Genomic DNA, 26,776 nt, shown 5'->3' on the forward strand with positions numbered 1-26,776 from the left:
CGTCATCGGGATCAAATCAGCCGTCTGGGAGTTAGAGCCGTGGCGGCGAGGACGGCGATCCGCGTGAGAGAGGAACGATAATGAAAAGAGCGATGATCATTCTGGTACTGGCGACCGCACTGGGTGCGTGCTCGCAAACCGAAAAGGGTGCCGCGGTCGGCGGCCTCGGCGGCGCGGCGGTTGGCGCAGCTGTGGCAAATGATCCGGTTCAGGGCGCCGTCGTCGGCGGCGCCGTCGGCGCCGTAGCCGGCGCGCTGATCGGCCGTGCCAGCGAAAGCGGTCAATGTCGCTACCGCGGCCGCAACGGGCGCACCTATATCGCCAGCTGCCCCGACGGTTATTGAACACAGCCAGGTCCAACAGCGAAACCGGCGGCTATAGATCGCCGGTTTCGCTGTTGCCCAAGGCCGCTGGACCGTGGCTGCCTGCGCTACAGCAATCCCCGGATATGCTCCCAAGCCAGGCGGCCCAGGCGCGTGTCGGCGTCGTCATTGCCGCCATGGGCATGCAGCCTCGAGCGCGGCGTGATTTCGCCCGGCAGCAGAATGCGGTGGCCGGCGTCGGGCACTGAGACGAGGCAGGTGGTCATTGCGGTGTCCTGGCGACGCCGAACGATCGACTGGGCAAAATCCAGCGATGGCCATAGCGCGTCGTCGCCGCCCGCAACCAGAACAATGTCGGCTGAAATAGCTTCGACGGGAATGGCAGCCTTGGCCGCCGCGTTCTTGAAGGTTTGCAAGGCACGCTGGAAGAGCCCCCGGTAGGACACCAGACCGTCGACATACTCCGCGTTCCAATCGGGATTGCTTGGGACAAACGGGAAAGGAATCCCCTCGAGCGTCCACGACGATCGTTCCGGCCAGCTGACGCCGTCGCGGCCCGGCCCGATATTACCCCAGACCACCGATGTCGGGCTGATCGCAACCACGGCGTCAATGCGTGGATCATGAGCCGCCGCAAGCAGGGAGGCCTCGGCGCCTTTCGAGGTCCCGACATAGACGATGCGCCGGCATCCCATCTGGACAAGATAGTCGGTCGCCGCGAAAAACGTTTCGAGCGGGATCTCGCAAATGCCGGGCACCTGACCTTCGCCGCCAAACCATTGCAGCGCGAGAGCGGATGCTCCTTCCTTGGCAAAGAGCCGGGCGCGGGTGACGTCGATGCGGCCGCTCGATCCGCTGAGCACGACGACGCCTGTCGTGGCGCCGGCGCATCGCAACAGCGTTCCGGCTACGCCGCCGAAAAGGGTCTCTTCCGTGACGGTCCGCTCAGTCATCTTTCGTTCGAACGCATATGACATCGCCGCACATTAGCAAAACGGCGGGCACAGGCCCGCCGTTTTGTCGATGCGATGACGCGATGCTTATTCGGCGGTGGCGGCTTCCGCTTCGGCCGGGGCTGCAGCAGCGGCGGCAACGGCGGCGGCAGCGTCTTCCTGGGCCTTCTTCAGCAGAGAGGCGCGTTCCTGCGCCTTCTTGCCGGGCTCGGCCTTCTTCGGGTTGGAGCGGGCTTCGCGCTTGAGGAGGCCGGCCTCATCGAGGAAGCGCAGCACGCGGTCGGTCGGCTGAGCGCCGTGCGACAGCCAATGCTTGACGCGGTCGGCGTCGACCTTGACGCGCTCGCCGTCCTTGGGCAGCAGCGGGTTCCACGAGCCGATCGACTCGATGAACCGGCCGTCGCGCGGCGAACGGGCGTCGGCAATGACGACGTGGTAGTAAGGGCGCTTCTTCGAGCCCGCACGGGCCAGTCTGATCTTCAAGGGCATTTCATTTCTCCTAAATTTCTGATTTCAGTGTTGGGTTAATGGCTTTGTCTGGTGCAGGTCGTTGTCCCAAAACCGCTGCGCACTTTTGGGCGACATGCACTTTGTTAGCCGGTTTTGCTTGCGCCGTTGGACGCGGCGATCTGCTCGTGATGGCGGATCACTTCGCGGACGACGAAGTTGAGGAATTTTTCCGCGAAATCGGGGTCGAGATGAGCGTCCTTCGCCAGCTGGCGAAGGCGGGTGATCTGCTCCTGCTCGCGCGCCGGGTCGGCGGGCGGCAGGCCATGCTCGGCCTTGAGCACGCCGACCGCCTTGGTGCAGCGGAAGCGCTCGGCCAGCATATGAATGAGGGCGGCGTCGATGTTGTCGATCGAGGCGCGATAGCCGGCCAGGATGGTGCGTGCGTCGGCCATGTCTTTTTCTTCGTTCATAGCGTCCTCACTTCTTCTTTCCGAGGCCGGGCAGACCACCGCCGCCAAGGCCGGGAAGCTTCATGCCGCCGGGCAGACCGGGCAGGCCACCGCCGCTCGGGGTGGGCGGGCCCTTCATGCCGCCAAGGCCGGGCATCTGCTTCTGCAAGGCTTCGAGCTGCTTGGGATCCATCTTGGAGAGGTCGGGCATGCCGCCACCCATCATGCCGCCGGGGCCACCCGGCATCATGCCGCCGAGGCCCATCTTGGAGGCAAGGCCGCCCATCATGCCGCGCATCAGGCCGCCGCCTTTGCCCTTGCCGCCCATCGCCTTCATCATGTCGGCCATGCCGCGATGCATTTTCAAGAGCTTGTTGATCTCGGCCGCATCCGTGCCTGAGCCGGCGGCGATGCGCTTCTTGCGCGAATGTTTCAGCATGTCCGGATTGGCGCGCTCGGCCTTGGTCATCGACGAGATTATGGCGAGTTGGCGGCCGAACATCTTGTCGTCGAGGCCGGCGGCCGCCATCTGGTCCTTCATTTTGCCCATGCCGGGCATCATGCCCATGATGCCGCCCATGCCGCCCATTTTCGACATCTGCTGAAGCTGGCCGGCAAGGTCGTTCAGGTCGAACTTGCCCGACTGCATCTTTTTGGCCATCGCCGCCGCCTGCTCGGCGTCGATGTTTTCGGCGGCCTTTTCGACCAGCGAGACGATGTCGCCCATGCCGAGGATGCGGTCTGCAATACGCTTGGGGTGGAATTCCTCCAGCCCGTCCATCTTTTCGCCGGTGCCGATCAGCTTGATCGGCTTGCCGGTGACGGCGCGCATCGAAAGCGCGGCACCGCCACGGCCATCGCCGTCCATGCGGGTCAGCACCAGGCCGGTGATGCCGACGCGCTCGTCGAAGCTTTTGGCAAGGTTGACGGCGTCCTGGCCGGTCAGCGAATCCGCGACCAGTAGGATTTCGTGCGGGCTCGACATCTTCTTGATGTCGGCCATCTCCACCATCAGCGGCTCATCGATATGGGTGCGGCCGGCGGTGTCGAGGATGACGACGTCATGACCGCCGAGCTTGGCTGCCTGGACGGCGCGCCTGGCGATGTCGACCGGGTTCTGGCCCGCAATGACAGGCAGGGTCGCGACTTTGACCTGCTCGCCGAGCTGGCGCAGCTGCTCTTGCGCCGCGGGCCGCCGCGTGTCGAGCGAGGCCATCAGAACCTTCTTGTTCTGGCGCTCGGTCAGGCGCTTGGCGATCTTGGCCGAGGTCGTCGTCTTGCCGGAGCCCTGCAGGCCGACCATCATGATGACGACCGGCGCCGGCGCATTGAGGTCGATGGCGACGCCCTCGGCGCCGAGCATGTCGACCAACTCGTCATGGACGATCTTGACGACCATCTGTCCGGGCTTGATCGACTTGACGACGGCGGCGCCGACGGCCTTCTCGCGCACCTTGTCGGTGAAGGAACGCACCACTTCCAGCGCAACGTCGGCTTCGAGCAGCGCACGGCGCACCTCGCGCAACGCCGCCGAGACATCAGCCTCCGACAGCGCGCCGCGGCCTGTCAGGCCGTTCAGGATGGAGCCAAGGCGCTCCTGAAGTGATTCAAACATTGGTCAACCCGCCGCGCGAGAGCGCCTTGGATTCATGGTGATCCCTGTCGGGCCGATGGCCCTCCACGCCTCTTGTGCGCTCCTGCAGCGATTCAAACATTCCGTTTCCTTTTTCTCAGGCACCCCGATGGTGCCCGAGAGGTAGTGCGTTCGCGCCGCTCATCCAAGCAAAGCTCAAAACCAAAAAGCACCCGGGGGCGCTCAGCGCTGCCGGGTGTTGGCCTCCAGGATCTGTTTACAGCACCCACCTCAAAAGGTTTTGGCGTCCTGGTCGGCTTGCTCGGAGGGATACTCGTCGCGGATTTCGGGGCTGTAGACAGGAAATCGGCCGAAGAGTCAAGACAAGGGCGGCTTCCCGGTCTCTGGATCGGTCCCTGTTTAGTTCACCCTGCATCCCGAGGGTCGGCCGTAACCTTCAGCGGCGAGCGCGGGTGCAGAAGCAGCAGGATCGTCAGCAAGGTGCAGACGATACCGATGGCGGCGATGATGACGGCATCCGCCGTCGTCCAGCCCGGACCTTCCAGCGGCTTGGCGTTGAACAGGGCGAAGGAATTGTAGTTCTCCTGATGCGAGATCAGCAGGAAGCCGGTGAGATTGTTGCCGAGATGGGCGCCGAAGGCGGCGCCGAGATTGCCGGTGACATAAACCACCAGCGTCAACAGCAAGGCGAAGGCGGCGATCGAGGCCAGCACGCAGGCGTTGATGGCGGGGGTCGAGCCCGGGCTCCAATGCAAGGAGGTGAACAGCAAAGCGGGCAATAGCGCCCACACGTAAGGGCTCTCGAAGCGCCTGGCCAGGCCGCGCAGCAGATAGCCGCGAAACAGCATCTCCTCGGACGAGGTCTGCAGCAGGGTCAGCGCCACGATCGGGAGCAGGAACAGCAGCCAGGTCGACAGGTTGATCGTGCCGCGGGCGATTTCGGGCTGTAGCCAGTAGAGCAGGATTTCGGAAAGCGCCGATGTGATCAGCACCGCGACCAGGCCCTTGAGGAAGCCCGACAAGGACACGCGGCGACTGGCGCCGAAAAGCGCCGAGAGCGGCTCGCCATGGACGAAACGCATGGCAAGCCAGAGGCCGAGCCAGATGCCGGTAAACGAGGTGAGTGCGGCGAGTATGCCGATGGGCGAGGCCAGAAAGCCCTGAAGCGGCCCGCGCGGATCGTCCGGCAATACATGCCAGACGATCGCGACATAGGTGCCGCCAAGCACCACAACCAGGGTGATCGCCACCCAGAACAGGACGACGACCGCCGTTCCGATTATCAGCCGCGGCAGGTTCGTCTTTTCGGTGGCCGTGTTGCTATAGCGCTCGAAGGCGGCTGGATCTGATATCACGCGAGTTCCTCTGCCGAACGCATCGGGTCGCATGATCTAGGGGATCGTCGGCTCTCGCGCAATTGCTGCTGTTCAGCGACCCTTTTGCCGCCCTCAGCCTCGGCAGGAGGGCGGCACGAGTTCACTTGTCATTCTTTCCAGGCAAAATCAGCGCACGACGTACATGATGCGCCGTGTCTGCGGGTCGACCAGCGCCTGCTGGCCATTCACATAGACGTAGCGGTAGCGGTAGTCGGGGATTTCGCGCAGTTCGACCGTGTCGGGCAAGGTGGCACCGGTCACCACCTCGCCCTCGAGATAGACAGGATCGAGCCGGTGCGTGCTGACATAGGTGCCGACTTCCGCCGGTGGCCTGTCGATGGCGTCGACGGGGCCGTCGTCGGACAGAATCGCACCGGTATAGGTATCGGGATAATCATCCTGCGGCGGTGTAACCACGGTGATGGCGGCGTCGGCGGGGCGGCGTGTCAGAACGACCCGGTTGCCGCCGAAATCGGCCGTGACATAGTCGGAATAGACCCAGCCCTGGCCTCCGGCTTCGGCAATGGTGCACCATTTGCTGTTTTCGATGCAGCCATTGAGCGTCGCCGACTGGCCGGCGGCGAGCACGCCGATCACAGGATATTGCGGGCCGGGGCCGGCGCGCACATTAAGATCGGTGACGGCCGAGACGGCGGTATCGGCGAGTGCCGCACCCGACATCGCGACAAGCGCCCCGGCGACGGCCGGAAACAATATGCGTCTCATGGTTTCTCTCCCTTTCATGGTCCCTCGCGACACCAAACGAAACCAGAACGCATGCGTTCCGGCTAAAATACCGACGCCAGCTCACGATTTGTTCCGGTTTCTTTCGGCAAACCGGTCAAAAGCTCATGCACGAAGCTGAGTTTCTGCGCCGTCACGTCCGAAATGACGAAGGGATAAAGGTCGGGCAGGCCCATGCAGCGGTTGATCGAGTTGGAGGCTTCCGAGAGTACCAGCCAGCGGGCGAGAATCTTTTCGAAGGGCTCGGGCACGGCGTCAGGTTCCGCGGGCGCCGCCTGCAACCGGCCGCCGGTGTCGCCTTGCGGCAGCACATTGGTCTCCATCGTCTCAAGCTGGCCGAGTGGAAAATTCAGCGCGTGCACCATCTCCAGCGTGTCGGTGATGTGGAGATGGTGCGCCCAGGTCTCGGCCCAGTCTTCCCATGGATGCGACGTCGCATAGGCGGAGATGTGGTTCTGCTGCCAGTCGGGCGCAGCGCCATTGGCGTAATAGGCCTTCAGCGCCTGCTCGTAGTCGGGGCGTTCGTCGCCGAACAGCGCCCGGAAGGCATCGAGCCGTTGCGGCTCGTCGCGGATCAGCCGGTCCCAGTAGTAATGGCCAAGCTCATGACGGAAATGACCGAGCAGCGTGCGGTAATTTTCGCCCATCTCGACGCGACGCCGCTCGCGCTCGGCCGAGTCCGCCTCGGCGACGTTGAGCGTGATCAGGCCGTTGTCGTGGCCGGTAAGGATGCGTTCGCCGCCGGGACCGCCGCCGATCGGATCGGCAATGAAGTCGAAGGCGAGGCCGATTTCGTCGCCGTGCTTGTGCTTGGGCGCGACCGGAAGGCCGAAGGCGAGCAGCGAATAGACGGCGCGCTTCTTGGCCGCCTCGACGCGAATCCAGCGGCGGCGGTTGCCGTCGACGGAGAGGTCGGGGATCAGCTGGTTCAGCAAGCAGGCGCGGCAGTAGGTATGGCCCGGTTCGGCCATCCAGTTGCAGGCGCATTCATCCGCATTGGTGCAGTGGAAGATGCCGTCGACGTCAGACAAGGCAAAGCGCGCATGCTCGGGATCGTAAAGCACGAGACTCCCGCAATTCAGGCACTGCGCATTCTCGAAGTAGAGGCGGTGGCCGCAATGCGGGCAGTCGAACAGTTTCATGTCGATCTCGATGCGTCAGGCGTTGGCGTATGGCGTCAGAGGAGGAATATGGTGCGGAGCGGCGCCTCGCCCAAACGCCCGCCACGGGCCGCCGTTCCATGCCCCCGTCACCTCTTTTTACCCGAGCAGCGAATTCGCCTGCCCGGCGCCCGGGCGTTTCGGCCACAATAAGCACTTGATCGTAAGCAAATTCCGCTGCATTGGCCAGGGTAGCGCCGGGGGTACGGTGACAATGGCGCGTTTCGCTGGCAAGTTCGCAACCGGGACGTGATTCAGGCAATCAGGAGAAAAAGCATGGCATTGCTTGCCAAGGGAAAGATTATTGCTGCCGCGGTGGTCGCGGTACTTGCGCTGGCGACGGGCGCGCAGGCGGCGGCCAGCTGCGGCAAGACCGGCGCGGGCTTCGAAGCGTGGAAGCAGGACTTTGCCGCGCAGGCCAGGTCCGAAGGTGTTGGTGGGAAGGGTCTGGCTGCTCTGGCCGGTGCCAGCTACGCGACAAAGACAATCTCCGTCGACCGCGCCATCCACAAGGCGTTCAGCGGTTCGGTGGACGCCTTCATGAAGCGCCGTGGCGGAGCTGCGATCATTTCCAGGGGCCGTGCGCTGAAGAAGTCGAATGCGGCGATGTTCGACAGGATCGAGAGCAATTACGGGGTGTCGCCGGGCGTGTTGCTGGCCATCTGGGGCATGGAAACCGGCTTCGGAGCCTCCCTGGGCAACCAGAACACGGTCTCCGCCATTCTGACGCTTGCCTATGATTGCCGTCGCCCGGGGTTCTTTTACCCGCACGCCATTGCGGCGCTGAAGCTGGTCGATCGCGGCGCGCTGAGCGCCTCGTCGGTCGGCGCTGCGCATGGCGAGATCGGCCATACGCAGTTCCTGCCCGGCAATGTCCTGAAGTATGGCGTCGGCAACGGAAATCTGCGCGACAAGGCGACGGCCTTGGCTTCGACGGCCAACTTCCTCAAGGCTCATGGCTGGCGGGCGGGTGCGAGCGCGAGTGCGAATATGGGGGCCATCGCCGGCTGGAATTCCGCCAGCGTCTACCAGCAGGCCATCGCCCAGATCGCCGACGCGATCGACGGCGGCTGACAGAAATATCCAGATCGAAGAACGGAAAGCCCGGCCATGCGCCGGGCTTTTCTGCAAGGACTGGAGCTTTTGGCGGTCAAACCGTTCAGCAGCCAAGCGGCTACCCGCCTTTTATGACCTTCCAGATGTCCGTGGACTGGTCGAACTGGAGGCGGTTTATGTCGGAGAAGGTCAGCCGGCCGGTCTTCATGGCATCGACAAGGCGGCGGCACAGCAGTGGCGGCATGCGCTCCAGGGAAACGTCCATAAAAGCGGCGATCTCGTGTTTGGCCGATATATTCGATATGGCCACCTTGCTGACGCAGCGATCGAATGCCGCCTCGGGATCCTGACTCACTTGCTCCTGCCCAGTCTGGCAACCGGCCAGCATGACGACCATTGCAGGCAGGGCCACAAACCACGGCTTCATTGTCAGCTGCCCCCATCGATTGTGAGGAGGCTAGATAAGGGCCCGAAAAGATCAAGCAGGAAAAGCACTGAGTTCTTTGCCGCCGCTCTATTTCTTTGTTTTTACGCAGTTACGGACAAAGTCGGGCATGCTCTTTCTCGAATTGCTCGATCGTTGGCGCAAATGCCGGCTGAGCGCCTGGGCTCTCAATAATGTGCGTAGCCGCTCAACGGGCACTTCTGGGAAATAGGAACCTCGAAGGCGCCTTCAGTACCTTTGCAGCTCCGGAATTTGGAGTTGCGCAGCACCGGCGCGGCCCTGGCAGCCGCCTTTGACTTGCCCTTGATGACCAGCCATATCTCGGTCGGCAGGTCTAGCTGCACTCTGTTCAAATCGGAGTAGCTGATCCGCCCGCTGCGTACTCCTTCGGTGATGCGCTGGCAGAACAGGGCCGGCATGCGCTCCTGCGAGACGCCCATGAAAGAGGCGATTTCGTGCTTGAACGTGATGCTCCATAGATGGACGGCGGAGATGCACCCGTCCTGCTCGCGTTTTGCGGCCGCCTGCGAGGACTGGCATCCGGTAAAGACGATGGCCGCCGCAAGCATGAGAAAAATGGCGTTTTTCACGATCAGAATCCCTCCGTCCCGAGAAGGAATTTAGATGAGGCTTTTAAAAGGTCAAACGGAAACCATGTCAGCCAGCTTGGTCTCTTATATTAGAGGTACCAAATAAAAACCTTGCGTGACCGCCGGGTTTTCCTGGAACACTAGTTTGGTTCACCCTTGCGGCTCCTTGCCGCCAGCGTCCTCAGCCGCAGCGCATTGAGGCGGATGAAGCCGGCGGCGTCCTTCTGGTCGTAGGCGCCGCGGTCATCCTCGAAGGTGACCAGCGCGTCGGAATAGAGCGTCTTCTTGGATTTGCGGCCGGTGACCATGACATTGCCCTTGTAGAGTTTCAGGCGCACCGTGCCTTCGACGTCTTCCTGGCTCTTGTCGATCATCGCCTGGAGCATCAGCCGCTCGGGCGAGAACCAGAAGCCGTTGTAGATCAGCTCGGCGTAGCGCGGCATGAACTCGTCCTTGAGGTGGCCGGCGCCGCGGTCGAGCGTGATCGATTCGATGGCGCGGCGGGCGACGATCAGGATGGTGCCGCCGGGGGTCTCGTAGACGCCGCGCGATTTCATGCCGACGAAGCGGTTCTCGACCAGGTCTAACCGGCCGATGCCATTGTCGCGGCCAAGATCGTTAAGCGCCGTCAGCATGGCGGCCGGCGACAGCTTCTTGCCGTTCAGTGCAATCGGATCGCCCTTCAAAAATTCGATCTCGATCTCGGTGACCTTGTCCGGCGCCTCCATCGGCGAGACGGTGCGCTGATGGACGAATTCCGGCGGCTCGCTCCACGGGTCTTCCAGCACCTTGCCCTCGGAAGAGGAGTGCAGAAGGTTGGCGTCGACCGAGAACGGCGCCTCCCCCCGCTTGTCCTTGGCCACCGGGATCTGGTGCTGCTCGGCGAAGTTGATCAGGTCGGTGCGCGACTTGAACGACCAGTCGCGCCACGGCGCGATGACCTTGATGTCGGGATTCAGCGCATAGGCCGACAGCTCGAAACGCACTTGGTCGTTGCCCTTGCCGGTGGCGCCGTGCGCAATGGCATCGGCGCCGACCTCCTGGGCGATCTCGACCAGGTGCTTGGAAATCAGCGGGCGGGCGATCGAGGTGCCGAGCAGGTAGGTGCCTTCATAGACGGCGTTGGCGCGAAACATCGGGAAGACGAAATCCGAGACGAATTCCTCGCGCACATCGACGACGCGGATATCCTTGATGCCCATCATCTCAGCCTTCTGGCGCGCCGGCTCCAGCTCGCCACCCTGGCCGAGATCGGCGGTGAAGGTGACGACTTCGGCGCCGAGCTCGGTCTGCAGCCATTTCAGGATGATGGAGGTGTCGAGACCGCCGGAATAGGCGAGCACGACCTTCTTGACGTCTTTTGTCTTGGGCATTGCTGGGGACATTTTGGCGGTTCCGCGCGTGAGTTTCGCGGGCGAGGTATCACGGCATTTCCGGCCAGCGCAAGGGATGAACGGGCGCCGGCCGCCGCAGCCGCTGGACCAGATGCCCACGCCAGTCAGTTGCTGGCGTGAGCGGGGAGGCTGCGTTATAGACCGACGATCATTCGCCAGGGGCCGCCGATGTCCTTCATTCCCGACACCACGACGCTGATCCAGTTCGCCATCGCCACCATGATCCTGGCGATCACGCCGGGGCCTGATATGACGCTTTTCGTCTCGCGCACGCTGAGCCAGGGCCGCGCCGCCGGCTTTGCCTCGCTGGCCGGGGCGCTGTGCGGCACGCTGATCCACACAACTTTGGTGGCGGTCGGCATCTCGGCGCTGATCGTCGCCTCGCCAATGGCCTTCCTGGTGCTGAAAATCTTCGGCGCCGTCTATCTGGTGTTCCTGGCCTGGCAGGCGATGACCAAGGGCTCGGCGTTTTCACCGCAGAAGAAGAATGGCCCGCAGATTTCGCTGTTCCGCAGCTGGGCCGCCGGACTCGGCGTCAATTTGCTCAACCCGAAGATCATCCTGTTCTTCATGACGTTTCTGCCGCAGTTCGTCTCGGCTCACGATCCGAACGCGCCGGGAAAACTGTTCTCCCTCGGCCTCATGTTCATCGTGCTGTCGATCCCTGTGACGGCGCCGATGGTGTTTGCCGCGGAAAGGTTTTCGGCGGCGATGAAGGCCAGCCCGCGCGTAACGCGGGTCGTCGACTATCTCTTTGCCGGTGTGTTTTCGGCCTTCGCGCTCAAGATCCTGACCGCTCAGGCGAAGTAGCGGCCTGCCACCAGCTTCCGGCCCAGCGGCCGGCGCTTAGCCAGTAGAAGATGCCGCCGACCATGCCGCAGCCGATCACCGCGGCGATGGCGCGCGGTTCGGTGACGTCGAAATCCACGTTCTGGTGGACGAAGCCGAGGAAGGCCGCGGCCACCAAGCCGCCCGCGAGTGCATAGAACAGCCAGTCGCGGCGGCTGAGGACCTCGGAGATCAGGATTGCGACCACCGCCGGTATGAAAGCGAAATAGGCGACAAACAGCGCCACGAACGGGATCGAAAAATACAGCGCCGCGGCCGCCGCTGGGTGCGCATCGTCCGGCATATAACCGACGGAAGCCAGGAACAGCACGTTGAGAAAGGCGCTCGCCGCCAATGAGGCGACGACATAGCCGAACAGGATGACAGCGAAACGGAGGATATAGGCGAAGAGGCGGCTCACGCCTCGCCATGCCCCGCAATCATCATGGCTTCCAGCGCCAGGCGGTCGACCTTGCGCATGCGTTCGGAGTCGGATTTGAGCTGCCCGCAGGCGGCCAGGATGTCGCGGCCGCGCGGCGTGCGGATCGGCGAGGCATAGCCGGCATTGTTGATGTAGTCGGCAAACTTCTCGATCGTCTCCCAGTCCGAGCACTGATAGTTGGTGCCCGGCCACGGGTTGAACGGGATCAGATTGATCTTGGCCGGAATGCCTTTGAGCAGCTTGATCAGCCCCTTGGCGTCCTCGATGGAATCGTTGACGTCCTTCAGCATCACATATTCGAAGGTGATGCGCTTGGCGTTGGACAGGCCGGGATAGGCGCGGCAGGCCTCGATCAGTTCCTTCAGCGGATACTTCTTGTTGATCGGCACAAGCAGGTCGCGCAGATCGTCATTGGTGGCGTGCAGCGAGATCGCCAGCATGACCCCTATCTCCTCGCCGGTGCGGAAGATCTCGGGCACCACGCCGGAGGTCGAGAGCGTAATGCGGCGCTTCGACAGCGACAGTCCGTCGCCGTCGGAGGCAATCAGCAGCGCCTTCTTCACCGCCTCGAAATTGTAGAGCGGCTCGCCCATGCCCATCATGACGACGTTGGAGACTTTTCTGCCCTCGGCAGGGACGATGGCGCCGTCGGGTGTGTCGCGGTCGGGGAAATCGCCGAGCCGGTCGCGGGCGGTGAGCAATTGCGCCAGGATCTCTTCCGCCGTCAAATTGCGCACCAGCTTCTGCGTGCCGGTGTGGCAGAACGAACAGGTCAGCGTGCAGCCGACCTGCGAGGAGATGCAGAGCGTGCCGCGGCCTTCTTCGGGGATGTAGACGGTCTCGATCTCGACGGGACGGCCGGCACCGCGCGGCGGAAAGCGGAACAGCCACTTGCGCGTGCCGTCGGAGGAAATCTGCTCCTCGACGATTTCGGGCCGGGCGACGGTAAAATGCTTGTCGAGTTCGGCGCGCAGATCCTTGGAGATGTTGAACATGCCGGCAAAATCGGAGACGCCGCGCACATACATCCAGTGCCAGAGCTGCTGGGCGCGCATTTTCGCCTGGCGCTCGGGCACGATGCCGGCACTGACAAGGGCTTCACCGAGCTCGGCCCGGGTCAGGCCGATCAGCGACGGCTTCTCGGGCGTGGCGCGAGCGCGCAACGCGTCGCGTGCGCCCTCAGTGGTGAGATCGAAGGAAAGGGTCATATCAGCGCCAATATAAGCGAATTGCGGCCGATTTCATCCATCGTGCCGAAAAGAAGCGCGGCGCATAGCACAGGTTGCGGCGAGAGTCATGCGGCGGGAACCGCGCTAGCCTACTTGCACTTGGCGATCGACGTCAGCGCGGCCGAGATGCCTTTCAGCGAAAACACATAGGTCGTCGGATTGCCGCGGCCAGACTTCGCCGAGACCTTCATGTCGGTGCCGGTCTTCATGGCGGCGATCAGCACCGGCTCTTCGGCGGCGTTCTCGACCCAGGCCGACTTGCCGCGGGTGAACATCGAGAACGTCTTCTTGTCGATGGTGACGGTGGCCTTGGAGCCTTCCTGGAATGTGTAGCCGGCGATGAATTGCGGCTCGTAGGACACTTGCTGGCCCGGCCGCTGGCTGACGAAGAAGAACATGTCGCCGTGATCGAGCGTCGGCGGCTGCTTGTCGGTCGGCACGGTGAGCACATAGCAGACCTTGCCGCCCTGCGCCTGGTAGCTGTAGGTGCCCCAGGCATTGTGCTGGCCGATCTTGGTCGCCTGCTGCGCCAGCGCCGGCGCGGCAAAAGCCACCAGGACCAGGCTCGAGACTAGTGCAATCAATCCGCGCATCGCTTTTCCCGTATTCCAAATGGTGCGGGGCAGGCCGGCTTGGCGTCCTGCCCGTCGCTTCATTTTGATTTAATCTGGGTTACCAAACGGTGAATTTCCCTCGGAAAAGGACATTCACCCATGGAAACCACCGCCATTTCCGCGCCGCTTCTTGAAAAAACGGCTTTCGCAATGTCCCTGCGGCGACTTGGAGGCCACGAAAGCGGCAAGAGTTTGACTTTTCCAACGGCCGCAGCGGAACCCGAAGCCCAGCCGCTATCGTCCTGTTTGAGCGGAGGATTTCTTCTGAACCAAGTTGCCAACGCGACGCCGATTCAGCTCTTGTCGGCGATCGCCTCCTTGGCGGCCTTGCGGTGCGCAGGGGTGATATGGGCGCTTACCGTGGAGATCGCGGCGGTCAGCACGGCGATGTCGTCGGTGAAGCCGAGGCCGAAGACGAAATCGGGTATGACGTCGACCGGCAGCACGAAATAGCCAAGCGCTGCCAGCAATATGCCCTTGGCACGCAAAGGCGTCTTCCTGTCGAGCGCGCAATAATAGCCGGCGACGACCTCTTCCATGAACGGAATCTGCCGGGCGGCCTTCTTGGCCGTGCGCCAGAATTTGGCGCGCACTTCACTCTCGTCGCCGAGCTTGCTGCCGAAGCCGAAGAAATCAAAACCGGGCTGCTGCGCCATCAATCCTCTCCTTGCCGGCCGTCGCGCTACGCGTTGCGCGCGGCCGCCACGGAAAATGTGGTGAAAGTCCCGGTCCACTGCAAGAGGATGGCGCCGATTTGGCGTTGCCGCCCCAGCGTTCAGCCGCCAGCATACCCATTCATCTTCTTGGCCAGCGCGATGTCGAGCGCAGTGACACCACCGGCATCATGGGTGTTGAGCGTCACGTCGACAGTCTTGTAGACGTTCGACCAGTCGGGATGATGGTCCATCTTCTCGGCGGCCAGCGCGACGCGGGTCATGAAGGCGAAGGCTTCGGAAAAATTCTTGAAGTCGAAGCTGCGCTTGATGGAGGCGCCATCGGCTGCCTGCGACCAGCCGGCCAGTTCGGCCAGTGCGGCGGCGATGGCGTCCTTGCTGAGTTTCTCTCTCGTCATGATGATTTCCCGTGCTATCCCAGATATCGACCCTCACCATAATGCAAGTCGCCCAAAAGTCCTTTGCGTTTTGGGCTTCCAAATGCACGAACGGCGCATATCGAATGAGCGTAAAGCCGATAAATTCCATACTCTTCGTCTGCCTCGGCAACATCTGCCGTTCACCCCTGGCCGAAGGCGTGTTTCGCGCCGTGCTGGCGGAGCGCGGCCGCGACATGGTGCTGGACGATATTGTGCTGGACTCTGCGGCGACCGGCGGCTGGAACCTCGGCGAAGCGCCCGACCCGCGCTCGATCGCGATTGCGGCCCGCCACGGCATCGACATATCAGGGCAGCGGGCACGCAAGGTCGGGCCGGGGGATTTTCGCGCTTCGACCTGATCCTCGGCATGGATCGGCAGAATGTCCGCGACCTCAAGGCGTTGGCGCCGGCCGGTGCGCGCGAACGTATTCATCTCTTGGCAGAGTTTGCGCAGGGCAAAACCCGCGACGTGCCGGATCCCTATTATGACGGGGCCGAAGCGTTCGCTTCGGTCTACCGCATGATCCGCGAAGCGTCGGAGGCGCTGGCGACGAGATTGGTGGCGCGGGCGTCGACGCCGGAGAGCGGCCACGCCTCCTCGACAATGTAGGGACCGCCGCCGACCGAATCGCGCGACGACATCAGCACGAAGCGGCCGACGCGAAACGGTAGCGTCGCAAAATTGCCGCGCGCCGACAGGTACTGGGCGACGTCGAGCGGGCTCGAATTGCGCAAGCGTGCCAGCGTAACATGCGGGGTGAACTTGCGCGGGTCGGCGGGCAGGCCGAGCCGCTGGCAGATGCGGTCGATTTCGCTCTGCAGCGCCGAAAGGTCGGGCGAGGCGAAGACGCCGGCCCAGACGGCGTGCGGCTTCTTCTGGCCGAAAGCGCCAACTCCGGACAGGGTGAGCGAGAAGGATGGGCGGTGCACCCGGTCGAGTGCGTTGGCGATTTCGTCGGCGATATGGCCTTCGACGTCGCCGATGAAGCGCAGCGTCAGATGGTAGTTTTCGACATCGATCCAGCGGGCTCCGGGCAGGCCGCCCCTGAGCAGGGACAGCGAAAGAGCGGCGTCACGCGGTATTTCGAGGGCGGTGAAAAGACGCGGCATGGTGAGCCTCCCTTCCTCGAATCGAACTGTGCCCCTAGCGAATCATCGATAGTCAAACGGGGCAAGTGGTTTGTTGGTTGCAGGCATTTTTACGAACAGGCGACCCGGGCCCTCTGCAGCCCGGTCTTTTGTTTCAAGGTTCGCGCGAGGCGAACAGCGTCCTCTCTCTTGATGATAATGGCCATATGACCCTCCTTTTGGAGGCTATATGTCCTTTTTGGCCACACCGGTCAAAATGATCGCCGCGTGTTATTCTCGTCACGCCGGCGTTCAACCGCCACCCTGAACTGCCGCAATCGCCTTCTCCACGGCGGGCAGGATGCGCTCGACCATCGCTGCGACGCCCTTCGGATTGGGATGCAGGCCATCCTCCAACTGCAGGCCGGACTGCCCGGCGACGCCATCGAGAAAAAACGGATAGAGCGGCACATCGTATTTCGCGGCAAGCTTTGGATAGATCGCATCGAAGGCGTTCTGGTAGTCGGCGCCGAGATTGGGAGCGGCGCGCATGCCGGCCAAAAGCACCGCGATCTTGCGCGCTTTCAGCTTCGCCAGCATGTCGTCCAGGTTCTTTTCCGTAATGCTGGGCGAGACGCCGCGCAGCATGTCGTTGGCGCCGAGTTCGAGGATAACCAGCCTTGTCCCATCCGGCACCGACCAGTCAAGCCGCGCCAAGCCGCCGCTCGAGGTGTCGCCTGAAACGCCGGCGTTGGCGACGGTGACGTCATGGCCATTGGCGCGCAGCGCAGCCTGCAATTTGTCGGTAAAGCCATCGCCAGGCCCGAGGCCGAAACCGGCCATCAGGCTGTCGCCGAAGCCGACGATGGTGAACGTCTCGGCGCGCACAGACGAAATGGCGCCGCAAAGGGTGACGAAAAGGACGAGCCCTGCGGCATTCAAGCGTTTGAAAGATATCTTGCGTTTGAAAGACATGTGGCAGGCCCCATATACCCGAGGAATTCTTCCGGCGACGGCTTCCGGCAAGCAGAGCCTTCATCCTGATATAGGACGCTTTAATTGTGACAGAAGCCGTCATCGCGCTGAAAGACATATCCCTGACCCTGGGCCAAGGGGCTTCGTCCGTGCATGTGCTGAAAGGCGTCAGCCTTGACGTGACGCGCGGCGAGGCGACCGGCATTGTCGGCCCTTCGGGTTCAGGCAAGTCGACCTTGCTGATGGTGCTGGCCGGGCTTGAGCGGGTCGATTCGGGGACGGTGCGGATCGCCGGCGAATTGCTGAACGGCAAAAGCGAGGACCAGCTCGCCTCGTTTCGGGGCCGAAACATTGGCATCGTCTTCCAGTCCTTCCATCTCATTCCCAACATGACGGCGCTCGAAAATGTCGCGGTGCCGCTGGAACTGGCCGGCCATGCCGATCCGTTCGGCGTCGCCGCGCAGGAGTTGGCGGCCGTCGGCCTGAGCGACCGCGTCACCCACTATCCCGGCGAACTCTCCGGCGGCGAACAGCAGCGCGTGGCGATCGCCCGCGCGCTGGCGCCGTCGCCGCGCATTCTGATTGCCGACGAGCCGACCGGCAATCTCGACCAGGCGACGGGGCGGCAGGTCGCCGACCTTTTGTTCGCCAAGGCGGCCGAGCGCGGCATGACCTTGGTGCTGGTCACGCACGATCCGGCCCTTGCGGCGCGCTGCTCGCGCCAGGTGTCGATGCGCTCCGGCCGCATCGAGGATGCGCCGGTAGCGCAGGTCAAGGTGCCGGCCTGATGCCACTGTCGCAGACGCTGAAGCTCGCGTTCCGCTTTTCGCTGCGCGAGATGCGCGGCGGACTGTCCGGCTTCATGATCTTCCTTGCCTGCATCGCGCTCGGCGTCGCTGCAATCGGCGGGGTCAATTCGGTGGCGCAGGCGATCACCGCAGGCGTTGCCGACCAGGGCCAGACGCTGCTTGGCGGCGACTTGCGCTTCCAGCTCAACCAGCGCGATGCGACGCCAGCCGAAAGCACCTTCCTCGACCGCCTCGGCACTGTGTCGCACAGCGCCAATATGCGCTCGATGGCGCGGCTGGAAGACGGCTCCGACCAGGCGCTGGTCGAGGCCAAGGCCGTCGACGACGCCTATCCGCTCTATGGCGCGATCGAGACCGCGCCGCAGCTTGGCAGAAAGGATTTGTTCGGCGAGAAATCAGGCGTCTTTGGCGCCGCCGCGCCCGACCTGTTGTTCGACCGGCTGAATGTGGAGATCGGTGACCGGCTGAAGGTCGGCAGCGCGACATTCGAATTGCGGGCCAGGCTGGTGAGCGAACCGGATGCGGTGTCGGACGGTTTCGGCTTCGCGCCGCGGCTGATGGTCTCGACCGCGGGGCTTGCCGCGTCCGGGTTGATCCAGCCGGGCAGCCTGGTCGAGAATGCCTACAAGGTTCGGCTGCCGGCCGGCGCCAGCCAAGCCGATCTCAAAGCCATCCAGGATCGGGCGGCGAGCGATTTCCCTGAAGCCGGCTGGTCGATCCGCACGCGTTCCAATGCGGCGCCGGCGCTGTCGGCCAACATCGAGCGCTTCTCGCAATTCCTGACGCTGGTCGGGCTGACGGCGCTGGTGGTCGGCGGCGTCGGCGTTGCCAATGCGGTGCGCGCCTATCTCGACGGCAAGCGCGGCGTCATCGCCACCTTCAAGAGCCTTGGCGCCTCGGGCGGCTTCGTCTTCACCGTCTATCTCGTGCAAATCCTGATGATCGCCGGCCTCGGCATCGCGCTTGGCCTCATCCTCGGCGCCGCCATGCCGTTTGCAGCCAGCGCTGCGCTCCAGTCGGTCATTCCGGTGCCGGCTGAAGGCGGCTTCTATCCCGGTGCGCTGGCTCTTGCCGCGCTGTTCGGGCTGCTGGTGACGCTGGCCTTCGCGCTGTTGCCGCTCGGCCGCGCCCGCGATGTGCCGGCGACCGCGCTGTTTCGCGAAATGGGTTTTGAGGGCCGAGGCTTTCCACGCCTGCCCTATCTTGCCACGGCGGTCGGCATCGCGCTCGCTTTGGCGGCTTTGGCCATCCTGTTTTCCGGCGACCGGCGCATCGCCTTGATCTTCGTCGGCGCGACGGTCTTTGCCTTTCTGGTGTTGCGCCTGGTCGGTGCGCTGGTGCAGTGGGTGGCGCGCAAAAGCCCGCGTGTGCGCTCGGTCGCGCTCAGGCTCGCCATCGGCAACATCCACCGGCCCGGCGCGCTGACGCCGTCCGTCGTGCTGTCGCTGGGCCTCGGGCTGACGCTTTTGGTGACGCTGGCGCTGATCGACGGCAATCTCAGGCAGCAGATCTCCGGCAGTCTGCCGGAACGGGCGCCGAATTTCTTCTTCGTCGACATCCAGAATAGCGAGGTCGATGCCTTCTCGACACTGATCGGCAAAGAGGCGCCGAAGGGAACGCTGGTCAAGGTGCCGATGCTGCGCGGCCGGGTGATGGCGCTGAACGGCGTTAGTGTCGACAAGGCCAATGTGCCATCGGAAGGCGCATGGGTGCTGCGCGGCGATCGCGGCCTGACCTACGACGCCAAACAGCCGGCCAATGCGACATTGACCGAGGGCAGCTGGTGGCCGGAGAACTACAGCGGCGAACCGCTGGTCTCGTTCTCCAACGATGAAGGCAAGGCGCTCGGCCTGAAGCTCGGCGATACCGTCACCGTCAATGTGCTCGGACGCAATGTAGCGGCCAGGATCGCCAATTTCCGAGAGGTGCAATGGGAGACGATGGGCATCAACTTCGTCATGGTGTTCTCGCCCAACACTTTTGCAGGCGCGCCCCATGGCTGGCTGGCGACGCTGACCGAAAAGGATGCCACGGCAGCAGAGGATGCCCGCCTGCTCAACGCCGTCACCCGCGCCCTCCCGGCGGTGACGACAGTTCGGGTCAAGGACGCGCTCGACGTCGTCAACCGGCTGGTCGGCCAGCTCGGCACGGCGATCCGGGCGGCGGCCGGCGTGGCGCTGATCGCTTCGGTGCTGGTGCTGGCCGGCGCGCTCGCCGCGGGAAATCGCGCCCGCATCCACGATGCCGTGGTGCTGAAGACGCTGGGCGCCACGAGGCGCACGCTGATCGCGGCGTTTTCGCTGGAATACATGCTGATCGGCCTGGCCACCGCGGTGTTTGCGTTGGCTGCCGGCGGCATCGCCGCCTGGTACATCGTTGCCCGCATCATGACGTTGCCGTCGCATTTCATGCCGGAGGTGGCAGTGGCGACCTTGGTGTTTGCGCTGGTGATCACAGTCGGCATCGGCCTTGCCGGCACCTGGCGGGTGCTCGGGCACAAGGCGGCGCCGGTGCTGCGCGACCTCTAGGCCCCAAACGGCAAGGTTGGCCGAATCTGCCGTTTCCGATTAAATCTTGGTAATGTGCAGTCATGGAAGCCCAAGAAAACCGGCTTCCGGAGATTCACCAAGCGTTGCAGCCCGTTACGGTCTTGTTCTTGACGTCAAGAACCATCATATTTCGCCACAGGCAGGCTGGAGCCCCGCCAGCGGCGCCCAGGTCCGAAAGGGCCTGACACCGTACGGGGCAGAAGCAACAGAGGATTCCAATGGCTGAGCCCATTCGCAACTACCAGACTTCGGCCGTGCCGGGCGCGCGCGCCGACATCGACCAAGGCCTGCGCACTTACATGCTCAAGGTCTACAATTTGATGGGGCTTGGCCTCCTCATCACCGGCGTCGCCGCCTGGGGCGCTTTCCAGCTCGCCGTCACCGGCGACGGACAGCTGACCGCTTTCGGCACGCTGATCTATGCCAGCGCCTTCCGCTGGGTGGTCATCCTGGCTCCGCTCGCCGCCGTCTTCTTCCTGTCGTTCAGGATCCAGTCGATGAGCGTGGCCGCGGCGCAAACCACCTTCTGGGTCTATTCGGGCCTGGTCGGCCTGTCGCTGTCGACCATCTTCCTGGTCTACACCGGCGCCTCGATCACCCAGACCTTCTTTGCCACGGCGGCCGCCTTCGGCGCGCTGTCGCTCTACGGCTACACGACAAAGCGTGACCTTTCGGCCTTCGGCTCGTTCCTGGTCATGGGCGTGGTCGGCCTTGTGATCGCCATGCTGATCAACATCTTCCTCCAGTCGTCGGCGCTCGGCTTCGCCATCTCGGCGATCGGCGTGTTGATCTTCGCCGGCCTCACCGCCTACGACACGCAGACCATCAAGGAAATGTACTACGAAGGCGATCAGGCCGACGTTGCCGGCCGCAAGGCGATCATGGGCGCGTTGAGGCTATATCTCGACTTCATCAACCTGTTCATGTTCCTGCTGCAGTTCATGGGCGATCGCCGCTAGGCGGTCTTCCCATCAGGCAACTGGACCAGCTGATATCAAGAGGGCGGCCAACGGCCGCCCTTTTCTTTTGTGCCGGCCTTTGCTGTCATGGAGGGATGAATCGTCTGCATAAATCATGAGCACTATTTCCATCCGCGCGGCCTTGGAAGGCGACCTCGGCCGAATCACCGAGATCTACGCCGATGCCGTGACGCATGGCACCGCGAGCTATGAGCTGGAGCCGCCCAGCCGCACTGAGATGGGTGGGCGCTTCGACAGCCTGACGGCGGGGGGCTTTCCCTATCTGGTGGCGGAACGAGATGGCGCGCTGCTCGGCTACGCCTATGGCGGCGCGTTCCGGCCTCGCCCGGCCTACCGCTTCATCGTAGAGGATTCCGTCTATGTCGCGCCTGATGCGAAGGGCCAGGGCGTCGGGCTGCTGCTGATGCAGGCGCTGATTGAAGCCTGCCGTATGGCGGGCTTTCGCCAGATCATAGCTGTGATCGGCGACGGCCATGCAGACAGCGCCTCGGTGCGGCTGCATGAAAAGCTCGGCTTTCGCCATTCCGGTCGCCTGGAAGGCTCCGGCTACAAGCATGGGCGCTGGCTTGACACGGTGTTCATGCAGCTGTCGCTGAATGGCGGCGTAACGGTTCCGCCCGATCCGCATTCGCTGCCGGAGCGGAAGTTTCGTGAGAGCCTGAGGAGGGGAATTGAGGAGAACTGAAGAGAACTGAAGAATTGAGGATCTGAATAGCTGAGAACAAACCCGGCGGTATTTCGACCGTTACCTCCTCTTTTTTCAATTCTTCAGCTCTTCAATTCCCCAATTTTCAATTAGGCCTGGACAATCTTCAGCTTAGCATCGAAGACGTTGAGCACGCGACCGAGTTCCTGGCCGCGCTTGAGGATTCGGCCGCCGGCGGCGATGACGGCGAAGGCGCCTTGCCGGCGTGCCAGTTTCGGATCCTTGACGATCTGGAACAGCGGCACTTCGCTGGCCCGGCGGAAGACTGAAAACACAGCCCGATCAGACAGATGATCGATGGCATAGTCGCGCCATTCGTTGGCGGCGACCATGCGTCCGTACAGCCTCAGGATCTCGTCGAGTTCACGCCGGTCGAAACGGACCGGCTGGTCGAGGCGTTCGCGTCGCGCCTCGTGCAGCGGGATCAATATTGCGGATGCGTCCCCATCCTCCGTCCCACCGCTGCGATCGGTCATCCCGCGATCCCTTTGAAAATGAATCTCGCTTGCAGAAGTTGGCGTGTTCGCCGTGGAATTGCAAGGCCCGGCTAACCATCCCGGGACCGCGCTGTTTTCGCAACGTCCAGTCACTTTTATAAAACGCGGTGTTTGAATTGGTGATGCCTCGCCACATTTCCGCCATTTTTTATCCGCGCTCATGCCCCAATGTCCGACGAATTTACCGGCGTTGCCTGAGACGGTTCGGTCCGGCACCGGCTCGTAAACCCCAAGCCCCCCGCCCACGGGTCTGCGTCGGATCGAACCAACCTCGGACTTTCCTCAGGGAGAGACCGGGTGCGACGATCCCAAAACCTAAATGACCGACGTCAGAAGCAAGCTGACGTCGGTTTTTTTGTTTTTGGCTGCTTGAAGAATTTGCTGGAGGCTGCGGTGCCCAGTTTGCGGGCGCATCCCCTCACCCGGATTGCCAGCCGAATTGCAACAGCAATTCGGGCCAATCCGACCTCCCCCGAGCGGAGAGGAGTTCGCGCCAGCGCTGATTCAGCCTCTTCTCCCCTCGGGGAGAAGGTGGCCGAGAGCGGCCGGATGAGGGGGCCTCTTAAGGCTTGTGAATAAACGCCGCGCCCAGAATAGGCCCCGGCAGGCCGTCCTTGCCGACCGATTGCAGCAGCACGGCGCAGCCGCCTTTCTTGGCGATCTCGGTCATCGGCAATTCGTAGCGCTGCGCCTTGCCGTGCCACATGCCGGCGGTCTGGATGCCGGTGACGGCGTTCCAGTAGGTCATGCTGCGGCCGGTGTTCTCGCCCTTGGCGATGGTCACCGTCTGCGGTGGTTCGAAATAGACGATGACGACATGGGCGTCGCTGGGGCCGCTACCGGCGTCGCCGGCATCGATCATGACGCGATCGCTGGTGCGGCTGACCTTGACGCTGACCCGCATGCCTTCACCGGATTTCTCCATGCGGGCAAGCGCGCCGTCGACCTCCTTGCGGCTGGCGCCGTTGACATGGCTGCGACCATTGATGACGGCTTGCGGCGTGTAGACGGAGCGGGTGCCGAAGGCGCGCATATAGTCATATTGCCGGTCGGTATTGTCCTTGCTGCTCAGCGTGTCCTGCCAGCCGAGATAGTCCCAGTAATTGACGTGGTAGGCGAGCGCGACGACGTTGTCCTTGGCCGCCAGCTCGGCAAAGAAAGCGTCCGCCGGCGGGCAGGAATTGCAGCCCTGGCTGGTGAACAGCTCGACCACGCCCAAGGGCCTGTCAATCTGCGGTTTGTCGGTCTGGGTCGTTCCCGATTCCTCGGCGAACCCGGTCCCGGCAAGCGCCGAGAAGGCCAGCGCAAAAGCCGCAAGCCGGAGAGGGTGTCGAGGTGCCATGATCGTTCCGATTCCCGCCGGTGACGCCGGCCTTGTTCTGGTTGCCCAGATTTGTGGCAGAAGCGACAGTCAACGGGAAGTCACGTTGCGGTGAAATTTTTGCTGCCGCAACCATGGGTATGGCCATCACAGGGGGAGCACTTCACCGCCCGGTTCGATCGGGAGCATGGCATCAGGAGCGTGGGGCAGATCTTGCTGAGCCCAGCCGGTTTTTACTCCTGTCGGACAGGGCGGGGCTTCGATCGGGTCGGGCAATGCTTTGGAAAGACTGGGAGTAGGGAGTAGGGAGTAGGGAGTAGGGAGTAGGGAGTAGGGAGTAGGGAGTAGGGAGTAGGGAGTAGGGAGTAGGGAGTAGGGGATGTCGTTCCCCGCTACCGCCCAATCCCTACTGCCTAAGCCCTGGCCGCTACGCGGCCAGATCGCGCAGCACGTATTGCAAAATGCCGCCATTCTTGAAGTAGTCGAGTTCGTCCAGCGTATCGATGCGGCAGATGATCGGCACGTTCTTCACGGTGCCGTCGCCATAGGTCACCTTGGCGATCATCGTCTGGCGTGGCTTGATGGTGCTTATGCCGTCGATCTCGACCAGCTCGTCACCCTTGAGGTTGAGCGAGGCCCATGAGGTGCCTTCCTCGAAGACGAAGGGGATGACGCCCATGCCGACCAGGTTGGAGCGATGGATGCGCTCGAAGGACTGGGCGATGACGGCACGGACACCGAGGAGATTCGTTCCTTTAGCTGCCCAGTCGCGCGAGGAGCCGTTGCCGTATTCGACGCCGGCGAAGATGACCAGCGGCACGCCTTCCTTTTTGTATCTCATCGCCGCGTCGTAGATCGATTCCTCTTCCTTCGACGGGTAGTGGATGGTGTAGCCGCCCTCGCGGCCGTTCTCGCCCAGCATGTGGTTGCGGATGCGGATGTTGGCGAAGGTGCCGCGCATCATCACCTCATGGTTGCCGCGCCTTGTGCCGTACTGGTTGAAGTCGGCAACGCCGACGCCATGGTCGGTGAGGTATTTGCCGGCCGGGGAAGCGGCCTTGATCGAACCCGCCGGTGAGATGTGATCGGTGGTGATCTTGTCGCCGAACAGGCCGAGCACGCGCGCGCCCTTGATGTCGCCGATCTTGCCGAAACCGGAGGTCATGCCGGCGAAATAGGGCGGGTTCTGCACATAGGTCGAGTTGTCGTCCCAGGCATAGGTCTGGCCTTCCGGCGCCTTGACGTTCTGCCAGTATTCGTCGCCCTTGAAGACGTCGGCATATTTGCGGGCGAATAGCTCACGTGTGACGTTCTTCTCGATGAACTCCTGGATCTCGGCCGAACTCGGCCAGATATCCCTGAGATAGACCGGCTTGCCGTCGCGGCCTTCGCCGAGTGGCTCGGTGGTCAGGTCCTTGGTGACGGTGCCGGCCAAAGCATGGGCTACCACCAGCGGCGGCGACGCCAGATAGTTCGCCTGCACGTCAGGTGAAACACGGCCTTCGAAGTTGCGGTTGCCGGAGAGCACTGCGGCGGCGATCAGGCCCTTATCATTGATGGTCTTGGAGATCGGCGCCGGCAGCGGGCCGGAATTGCCGATGCAGGTGGTGCAGCCGAAACCAACCAGGTTGAAGCCGATCTGGTCGAGCTCCTTCTGCAGGCCGGACTTTTCCAGATATTCGGCGACCACCTGGCTGCCCGGCGCCAGCGAGGTCTTCACCCACGGCTTCTGCTTGAGGCCGAGCCGGTTGGCGTTGCGCGCCAAAAGGCCGGCGCCGATCAGCACGCTCGGGTTGGAGGTGTTGGTGCAGGACGTGATGGCGGCAATGACGACATCGCCATGACCGAGATCATGGTCGGTGCCTTCGACGGCATAGCGCTTGTGGATTTCGGCAGCCTTCTTGTACTCGGTTTCCATCGCCTTTGCGAAGCCGGCCGGAATGCCTTCGAGCGGAACGCGGCCTTCGGGGCGCTTGGGACCTGCCATCGACGGCACGACGCTGTCGAGCTCGAGTTCGAGCAGGTCAGTGAAGACAGGGTCGGCCGAGCCGGCGTCACGCCACATGCCTTGCGCCTTGGAATAGGCCTCGACCAGGGCGATGCGGCTTTCCTCGCGGCCCGACATTGTGAGGTAGCGGATGGTCTCGCCGTCGACCGGGAAGAAGCCGCAGGTGGCGCCATACTCGGGCGCCATATTGCCGATGGTGGCGCGGTCGGCCAGCGTCATGTTGGACAGGCCCGGGCCGAAGAACTCGACGAACTTGCCGACGACGCCCTTCTTGCGCAGCATCTGGGTGACGGTCAGCACCAGGTCAGTGGCGGTGATGCCTTCCCTCAGTTTGCCGGTGAGGCGGAAGCCGATGACTTCGGGCAACAGCATGGAAACCGGCTGGCCGAGCATCGCCGCCTCGGCCTCGATGCCGCCGACGCCCCAGCCGAGCACGCCAAGGCCGTTGATCATGGTGGTGTGCGAATCGGTGCCGACGCAGGTGTCGGGATAAGCGGTGGTTTCGCCGTCTTCCGTGTTGGTCCAGACGACCTGACCGAGATATTCGAGGTTGACCTGATGGCAGATGCCGGTGCCGGGCGGCACGACGCGAAAATTGCGGAACGCCTGCTGGCCCCATTTCAGGAATTTATAGCGCTCTTCGTTGCGCTCATATTCGAGCTCGACATTCCTGGCAAAGGCCAGTGGCGTGCCGAATTCGTCGACGATGACGGAGTGGTCGATGACGAGGTCGACCGGCACCAGCGGATTGATCTTCTGCGGATCCCCGCCGAGCGCCTTGAGGCCGTCGCGCATGGCGGCCAGGTCGACCACCGCCGGGACGCCGGTGAAATCCTGCATCAGGACACGCGCGGGGCGATAGGCGATCTCGACGCCGGCGGTGCCCTTGTCGGTCAGCCAGCCGGCCACAGCCTGGATAGAGTCCTTGGTGACGGAGCGGCCGTCTTCATTGCGCAAAAGGTTTTCCAGCAGCACCTTCATCGAATAAGGCAGCTGGGCAATGCCGGTGAGGCCGTTCTTCTCGGCCTCGACCAGATTGTAATAGACATAGTCCGCGCCACCCACGGTGAGGGTGCGGCGGCAATTGAAACTGTCGAGGGATTTTGACACGTGCGGTCCGTCC

At 63.1% G+C, this 26,776-nt stretch carries 27 protein-coding genes and 1 pseudogene; 8 read left to right on the plus strand and 20 right to left on the minus strand.

All coding sequences use genetic code 11. The features are described from left to right. Positions 1-80: 80 nt before the first annotated feature. Positions 81-344 carry a YMGG-like glycine zipper-containing protein gene (locus X757_RS153580; RefSeq protein ID WP_023687657.1) on the plus strand — a complete coding sequence of 88 codons (264 nt, stop codon included), beginning with the start codon at positions 81-83 and terminating at the stop codon, positions 342-344. 86 nt (positions 345-430) lie between these two features. On the opposite strand, the gene X757_RS153575 is transcribed toward X757_RS153580, so the two are convergent. The 7 genes from X757_RS153575 to X757_RS153545 all read right to left on the minus strand — a co-directional run bounded on the left by X757_RS153575 (position 431) and on the right by X757_RS153545 (position 7,031). Next, a complete protein-coding gene (locus tag X757_RS153575) occupies positions 431-1,276 on the minus strand; it encodes an acyl-CoA thioester hydrolase/BAAT C-terminal domain-containing protein (RefSeq protein ID WP_023726015.1) in 846 nt (281 codons plus the stop codon). An 87-nt stretch (positions 1,277-1,363) separates the two neighbouring features. Then, the gene (gene rpsP / locus X757_RS153570) at positions 1,364-1,765 is read right to left on the minus strand and encodes a 30S ribosomal protein S16 (protein ID WP_023671705.1); all 402 of its coding nucleotides are present in this window, start codon (positions 1,763-1,765) and stop codon (positions 1,364-1,366) included. A gap of 104 nt (positions 1,766-1,869) precedes the next feature. Further along, positions 1,870-2,196, minus strand: a complete 327-nt coding sequence (locus tag X757_RS153565; protein WP_023671706.1) for a chorismate mutase — start codon at positions 2,194-2,196, stop codon at positions 1,870-1,872. A 7-nt stretch (positions 2,197-2,203) separates the two neighbouring features. Further along, on the minus strand, positions 2,204-3,790 hold the full coding sequence (gene ffh / locus X757_RS153560; RefSeq protein ID WP_023671707.1) for a signal recognition particle protein: 1,587 nt from the start codon (positions 3,788-3,790) through the stop codon (positions 2,204-2,206). A 383-nt stretch (positions 3,791-4,173) separates the two neighbouring features. After that, positions 4,174-5,124: a CPBP family intramembrane glutamic endopeptidase gene (locus X757_RS153555; protein WP_023726016.1), complete on the minus strand. Its 951-nt coding sequence runs from the start codon at positions 5,122-5,124 to the stop codon at positions 4,174-4,176. Between the two features lie 147 nt (positions 5,125-5,271). Then, on the minus strand, positions 5,272-5,871 hold the full coding sequence (locus tag X757_RS153550) for a DUF1236 domain-containing protein (protein ID WP_023683834.1): 600 nt from the start codon (positions 5,869-5,871) through the stop codon (positions 5,272-5,274). 62 nt (positions 5,872-5,933) lie between these two features. Further along, entirely contained in the window at positions 5,934-7,031 is a 1,098-nt protein-coding gene (locus X757_RS153545) for a putative zinc-binding metallopeptidase (protein WP_023726017.1), read from the minus strand. A gap of 294 nt (positions 7,032-7,325) precedes the next feature. Here X757_RS153545 and X757_RS153540 point away from each other — a divergent pair, with 294 nt between their 5' ends. Continuing rightward, a complete protein-coding gene (locus tag X757_RS153540; RefSeq protein ID WP_023671711.1) occupies positions 7,326-8,123 on the plus strand; it encodes a lytic transglycosylase domain-containing protein in 798 nt (265 codons plus the stop codon). A gap of 100 nt (positions 8,124-8,223) precedes the next feature. Here X757_RS153540 and X757_RS153535 read toward each other — a convergent pair whose 3' ends face one another. The 3 genes from X757_RS153535 to X757_RS153525 all read right to left on the minus strand — a co-directional run bounded on the left by X757_RS153535 (position 8,224) and on the right by X757_RS153525 (position 10,513). Continuing rightward, positions 8,224-8,532: a hypothetical protein gene (locus X757_RS153535; RefSeq protein ID WP_023726018.1), complete on the minus strand. Its 309-nt coding sequence runs from the start codon at positions 8,530-8,532 to the stop codon at positions 8,224-8,226. A gap of 185 nt (positions 8,533-8,717) precedes the next feature. Further along, positions 8,718-9,140 carry a hypothetical protein gene (locus X757_RS153530; protein WP_023710248.1) on the minus strand — a complete coding sequence of 141 codons (423 nt, stop codon included), beginning with the start codon at positions 9,138-9,140 and terminating at the stop codon, positions 8,718-8,720. 140 nt (positions 9,141-9,280) lie between these two features. Then, on the minus strand, positions 9,281-10,513 hold the full coding sequence (locus tag X757_RS153525; RefSeq protein WP_023726020.1) for an argininosuccinate synthase: 1,233 nt from the start codon (positions 10,511-10,513) through the stop codon (positions 9,281-9,283). Positions 10,514-10,702: 189 nt separating this feature from the next. On the opposite strand from X757_RS153525, the gene X757_RS153520 reads away from it, so the two are divergent. Next, complete coding sequence (locus X757_RS153520) at positions 10,703-11,344, plus strand: LysE family translocator (RefSeq protein WP_023726021.1); 642 nt, start codon at positions 10,703-10,705, stop codon at positions 11,342-11,344. Here X757_RS153520 and X757_RS153515 read toward each other — a convergent pair. The 5 genes from X757_RS153515 to X757_RS153495 all read right to left on the minus strand — a co-directional run bounded on the left by X757_RS153515 (position 11,316) and on the right by X757_RS153495 (position 14,719). Continuing rightward, entirely contained in the window at positions 11,316-11,783 is a 468-nt protein-coding gene (locus X757_RS153515) for a hypothetical protein (RefSeq protein WP_023694539.1), read from the minus strand. The two genes, X757_RS153520 and X757_RS153515, sit on opposite strands and share 29 nt — an antisense overlap. Further along, complete coding sequence (gene rlmN, locus X757_RS153510) at positions 11,780-13,012, minus strand: 23S rRNA (adenine(2503)-C(2))-methyltransferase RlmN (RefSeq protein WP_023710246.1); 1,233 nt, start codon at positions 13,010-13,012, stop codon at positions 11,780-11,782. The genes X757_RS153515 and rlmN overlap by 4 nt, the downstream gene beginning before the upstream one ends. Before the next feature lie 110 nt (positions 13,013-13,122). Next, entirely contained in the window at positions 13,123-13,626 is a 504-nt protein-coding gene (locus X757_RS153505; protein ID WP_023671718.1) for an invasion associated locus B family protein, read from the minus strand. A gap of 314 nt (positions 13,627-13,940) precedes the next feature. Beyond that, entirely contained in the window at positions 13,941-14,303 is a 363-nt protein-coding gene (locus X757_RS153500; protein ID WP_023671719.1) for a YkvA family protein, read from the minus strand. Between the two features lie 119 nt (positions 14,304-14,422). After that, a complete protein-coding gene (locus X757_RS153495; RefSeq protein ID WP_023671720.1) occupies positions 14,423-14,719 on the minus strand; it encodes a 4a-hydroxytetrahydrobiopterin dehydratase in 297 nt (98 codons plus the stop codon). A 104-nt stretch (positions 14,720-14,823) separates the two neighbouring features. Between X757_RS153495 and X757_RS01000000164730 the strand changes: the two are divergent. After that, positions 14,824-15,350, plus strand: a pseudogene (locus X757_RS01000000164730) (low molecular weight protein-tyrosine-phosphatase). Here the strand turns inward: X757_RS01000000164730 and thpR are convergent. Together thpR and X757_RS153485 are read right to left on the minus strand one after the other, a co-directional pair. Further along, the gene (gene thpR / locus X757_RS153490; RefSeq protein ID WP_023671722.1) at positions 15,254-15,850 is read right to left on the minus strand and encodes an RNA 2',3'-cyclic phosphodiesterase; all 597 of its coding nucleotides are present in this window, start codon (positions 15,848-15,850) and stop codon (positions 15,254-15,256) included. The pseudogene X757_RS01000000164730 and the gene thpR sit on opposite strands and share 97 nt — an antisense overlap. Positions 15,851-16,120: 270 nt before the next feature. Then, positions 16,121-16,783, minus strand: a complete 663-nt coding sequence (locus tag X757_RS153485) for an arylesterase (RefSeq protein ID WP_373432831.1) — start codon at positions 16,781-16,783, stop codon at positions 16,121-16,123. An 86-nt stretch (positions 16,784-16,869) separates the two neighbouring features. Between X757_RS153485 and X757_RS153480 the strand changes: the two genes are divergently transcribed. The 4 genes from X757_RS153480 (at position 16,870) to X757_RS153465 (ending at position 21,806) form a co-directional block, all read left to right on the plus strand. Continuing rightward, positions 16,870-17,571 carry an ABC transporter ATP-binding protein gene (locus tag X757_RS153480; RefSeq protein ID WP_023726024.1) on the plus strand — a complete coding sequence of 234 codons (702 nt, stop codon included), beginning with the start codon at positions 16,870-16,872 and terminating at the stop codon, positions 17,569-17,571. Continuing rightward, a complete protein-coding gene (locus tag X757_RS153475; protein ID WP_023726025.1) occupies positions 17,571-20,120 on the plus strand; it encodes an ABC transporter permease in 2,550 nt (849 codons plus the stop codon). The genes X757_RS153480 and X757_RS153475 overlap by 1 nt, the downstream gene beginning before the upstream one ends. Before the next feature lie 239 nt (positions 20,121-20,359). Beyond that, positions 20,360-21,100 (plus strand): Bax inhibitor-1/YccA family protein, encoded by a 741-nt coding sequence (locus X757_RS153470; RefSeq protein WP_023671726.1) that lies wholly within the window; start codon positions 20,360-20,362, stop codon positions 21,098-21,100. Positions 21,101-21,215: 115 nt separating this feature from the next. Further along, entirely contained in the window at positions 21,216-21,806 is a 591-nt protein-coding gene (locus tag X757_RS153465; protein WP_023726026.1) for a GNAT family N-acetyltransferase, read from the plus strand. 110 nt (positions 21,807-21,916) lie between these two features. Here the strand turns inward: X757_RS153465 and X757_RS153460 are convergent, their stop codons facing one another. The 3 genes from X757_RS153460 to acnA all read right to left on the minus strand — a co-directional run bounded on the left by X757_RS153460 (position 21,917) and on the right by acnA (position 26,763). Next, the gene (locus tag X757_RS153460; RefSeq protein ID WP_023683844.1) at positions 21,917-22,303 is read right to left on the minus strand and encodes a DUF2794 domain-containing protein; all 387 of its coding nucleotides are present in this window, start codon (positions 22,301-22,303) and stop codon (positions 21,917-21,919) included. A gap of 583 nt (positions 22,304-22,886) precedes the next feature. Then, entirely contained in the window at positions 22,887-23,666 is a 780-nt protein-coding gene (locus tag X757_RS153455; RefSeq protein ID WP_023683845.1) for a thioredoxin family protein, read from the minus strand. A gap of 406 nt (positions 23,667-24,072) precedes the next feature. After that, positions 24,073-26,763: an aconitate hydratase AcnA gene (acnA, locus tag X757_RS153450; RefSeq protein WP_023726027.1), complete on the minus strand. Its 2,691-nt coding sequence runs from the start codon at positions 26,761-26,763 to the stop codon at positions 24,073-24,075. Positions 26,764-26,776 lie beyond the last annotated feature (13 nt).

It is taken from the genome of Mesorhizobium sp. LSHC412B00, from assembly GCF_000503035.1.
GTDB lineage: Bacteria > Pseudomonadota > Alphaproteobacteria > Rhizobiales > Rhizobiaceae > Mesorhizobium.

What these genes read in the sequence shown, in the direction of transcription:
- X757_RS153580 (WP_023687657.1), top strand. Translation starts at nt 81, where the DNA reads ATGAAAAGAGCGATGATCATTCTGGTACTGGCGACCGCACTGGGTGCG.
- X757_RS153575 (WP_023726015.1), bottom strand. Translation starts at nt 1,276, where the DNA reads ATGACTGAGCGGACCGTCACGGAAGAGACCCTTTTCGGCGGCGTAGCC.
- rpsP (WP_023671705.1), bottom strand. Translation starts at nt 1,765, where the DNA reads ATGCCCTTGAAGATCAGACTGGCCCGTGCGGGCTCGAAGAAGCGCCCT.
- X757_RS153565 (WP_023671706.1), bottom strand. Translation starts at nt 2,196, where the DNA reads ATGAACGAAGAAAAAGACATGGCCGACGCACGCACCATCCTGGCCGGC.
- ffh (WP_023671707.1), bottom strand. Translation starts at nt 3,790, where the DNA reads ATGTTTGAATCACTTCAGGAGCGCCTTGGCTCCATCCTGAACGGCCTG.
- X757_RS153550 (WP_023683834.1), bottom strand. Translation starts at nt 5,871, where the DNA reads ATGAGACGCATATTGTTTCCGGCCGTCGCCGGGGCGCTTGTCGCGATG.
- X757_RS153545 (WP_023726017.1), bottom strand. Translation starts at nt 7,031, where the DNA reads ATGAAACTGTTCGACTGCCCGCATTGCGGCCACCGCCTCTACTTCGAG.
- X757_RS153540 (WP_023671711.1), top strand. Translation starts at nt 7,326, where the DNA reads ATGGCATTGCTTGCCAAGGGAAAGATTATTGCTGCCGCGGTGGTCGCG.
- X757_RS153535 (WP_023726018.1), bottom strand. Translation starts at nt 8,532, where the DNA reads ATGAAGCCGTGGTTTGTGGCCCTGCCTGCAATGGTCGTCATGCTGGCC.
- X757_RS153525 (WP_023726020.1), bottom strand. Translation starts at nt 10,513, where the DNA reads ATGCCCAAGACAAAAGACGTCAAGAAGGTCGTGCTCGCCTATTCCGGC.
- X757_RS153520 (WP_023726021.1), top strand. Translation starts at nt 10,703, where the DNA reads ATGTCCTTCATTCCCGACACCACGACGCTGATCCAGTTCGCCATCGCC.
- rlmN (WP_023710246.1), bottom strand. Translation starts at nt 13,012, where the DNA reads ATGACCCTTTCCTTCGATCTCACCACTGAGGGCGCACGCGACGCGTTG.
- X757_RS153505 (WP_023671718.1), bottom strand. Translation starts at nt 13,626, where the DNA reads ATGCGCGGATTGATTGCACTAGTCTCGAGCCTGGTCCTGGTGGCTTTT.
- X757_RS153500 (WP_023671719.1), bottom strand. Translation starts at nt 14,303, where the DNA reads ATGGCGCAGCAGCCCGGTTTTGATTTCTTCGGCTTCGGCAGCAAGCTC.
- X757_RS153495 (WP_023671720.1), bottom strand. Translation starts at nt 14,719, where the DNA reads ATGACGAGAGAGAAACTCAGCAAGGACGCCATCGCCGCCGCACTGGCC.
- thpR (WP_023671722.1), bottom strand. Translation starts at nt 15,850, where the DNA reads ATGCCGCGTCTTTTCACCGCCCTCGAAATACCGCGTGACGCCGCTCTT.
- X757_RS153485 (WP_373432831.1), bottom strand. Translation starts at nt 16,783, where the DNA reads ATGTCTTTCAAACGCAAGATATCTTTCAAACGCTTGAATGCCGCAGGG.
- X757_RS153475 (WP_023726025.1), top strand. Translation starts at nt 17,571, where the DNA reads ATGCCACTGTCGCAGACGCTGAAGCTCGCGTTCCGCTTTTCGCTGCGC.
- X757_RS153470 (WP_023671726.1), top strand. Translation starts at nt 20,360, where the DNA reads ATGGCTGAGCCCATTCGCAACTACCAGACTTCGGCCGTGCCGGGCGCG.
- X757_RS153465 (WP_023726026.1), top strand. Translation starts at nt 21,216, where the DNA reads ATGAGCACTATTTCCATCCGCGCGGCCTTGGAAGGCGACCTCGGCCGA.
- X757_RS153460 (WP_023683844.1), bottom strand. Translation starts at nt 22,303, where the DNA reads ATGACCGATCGCAGCGGTGGGACGGAGGATGGGGACGCATCCGCAATA.
- X757_RS153455 (WP_023683845.1), bottom strand. Translation starts at nt 23,666, where the DNA reads ATGGCACCTCGACACCCTCTCCGGCTTGCGGCTTTTGCGCTGGCCTTC.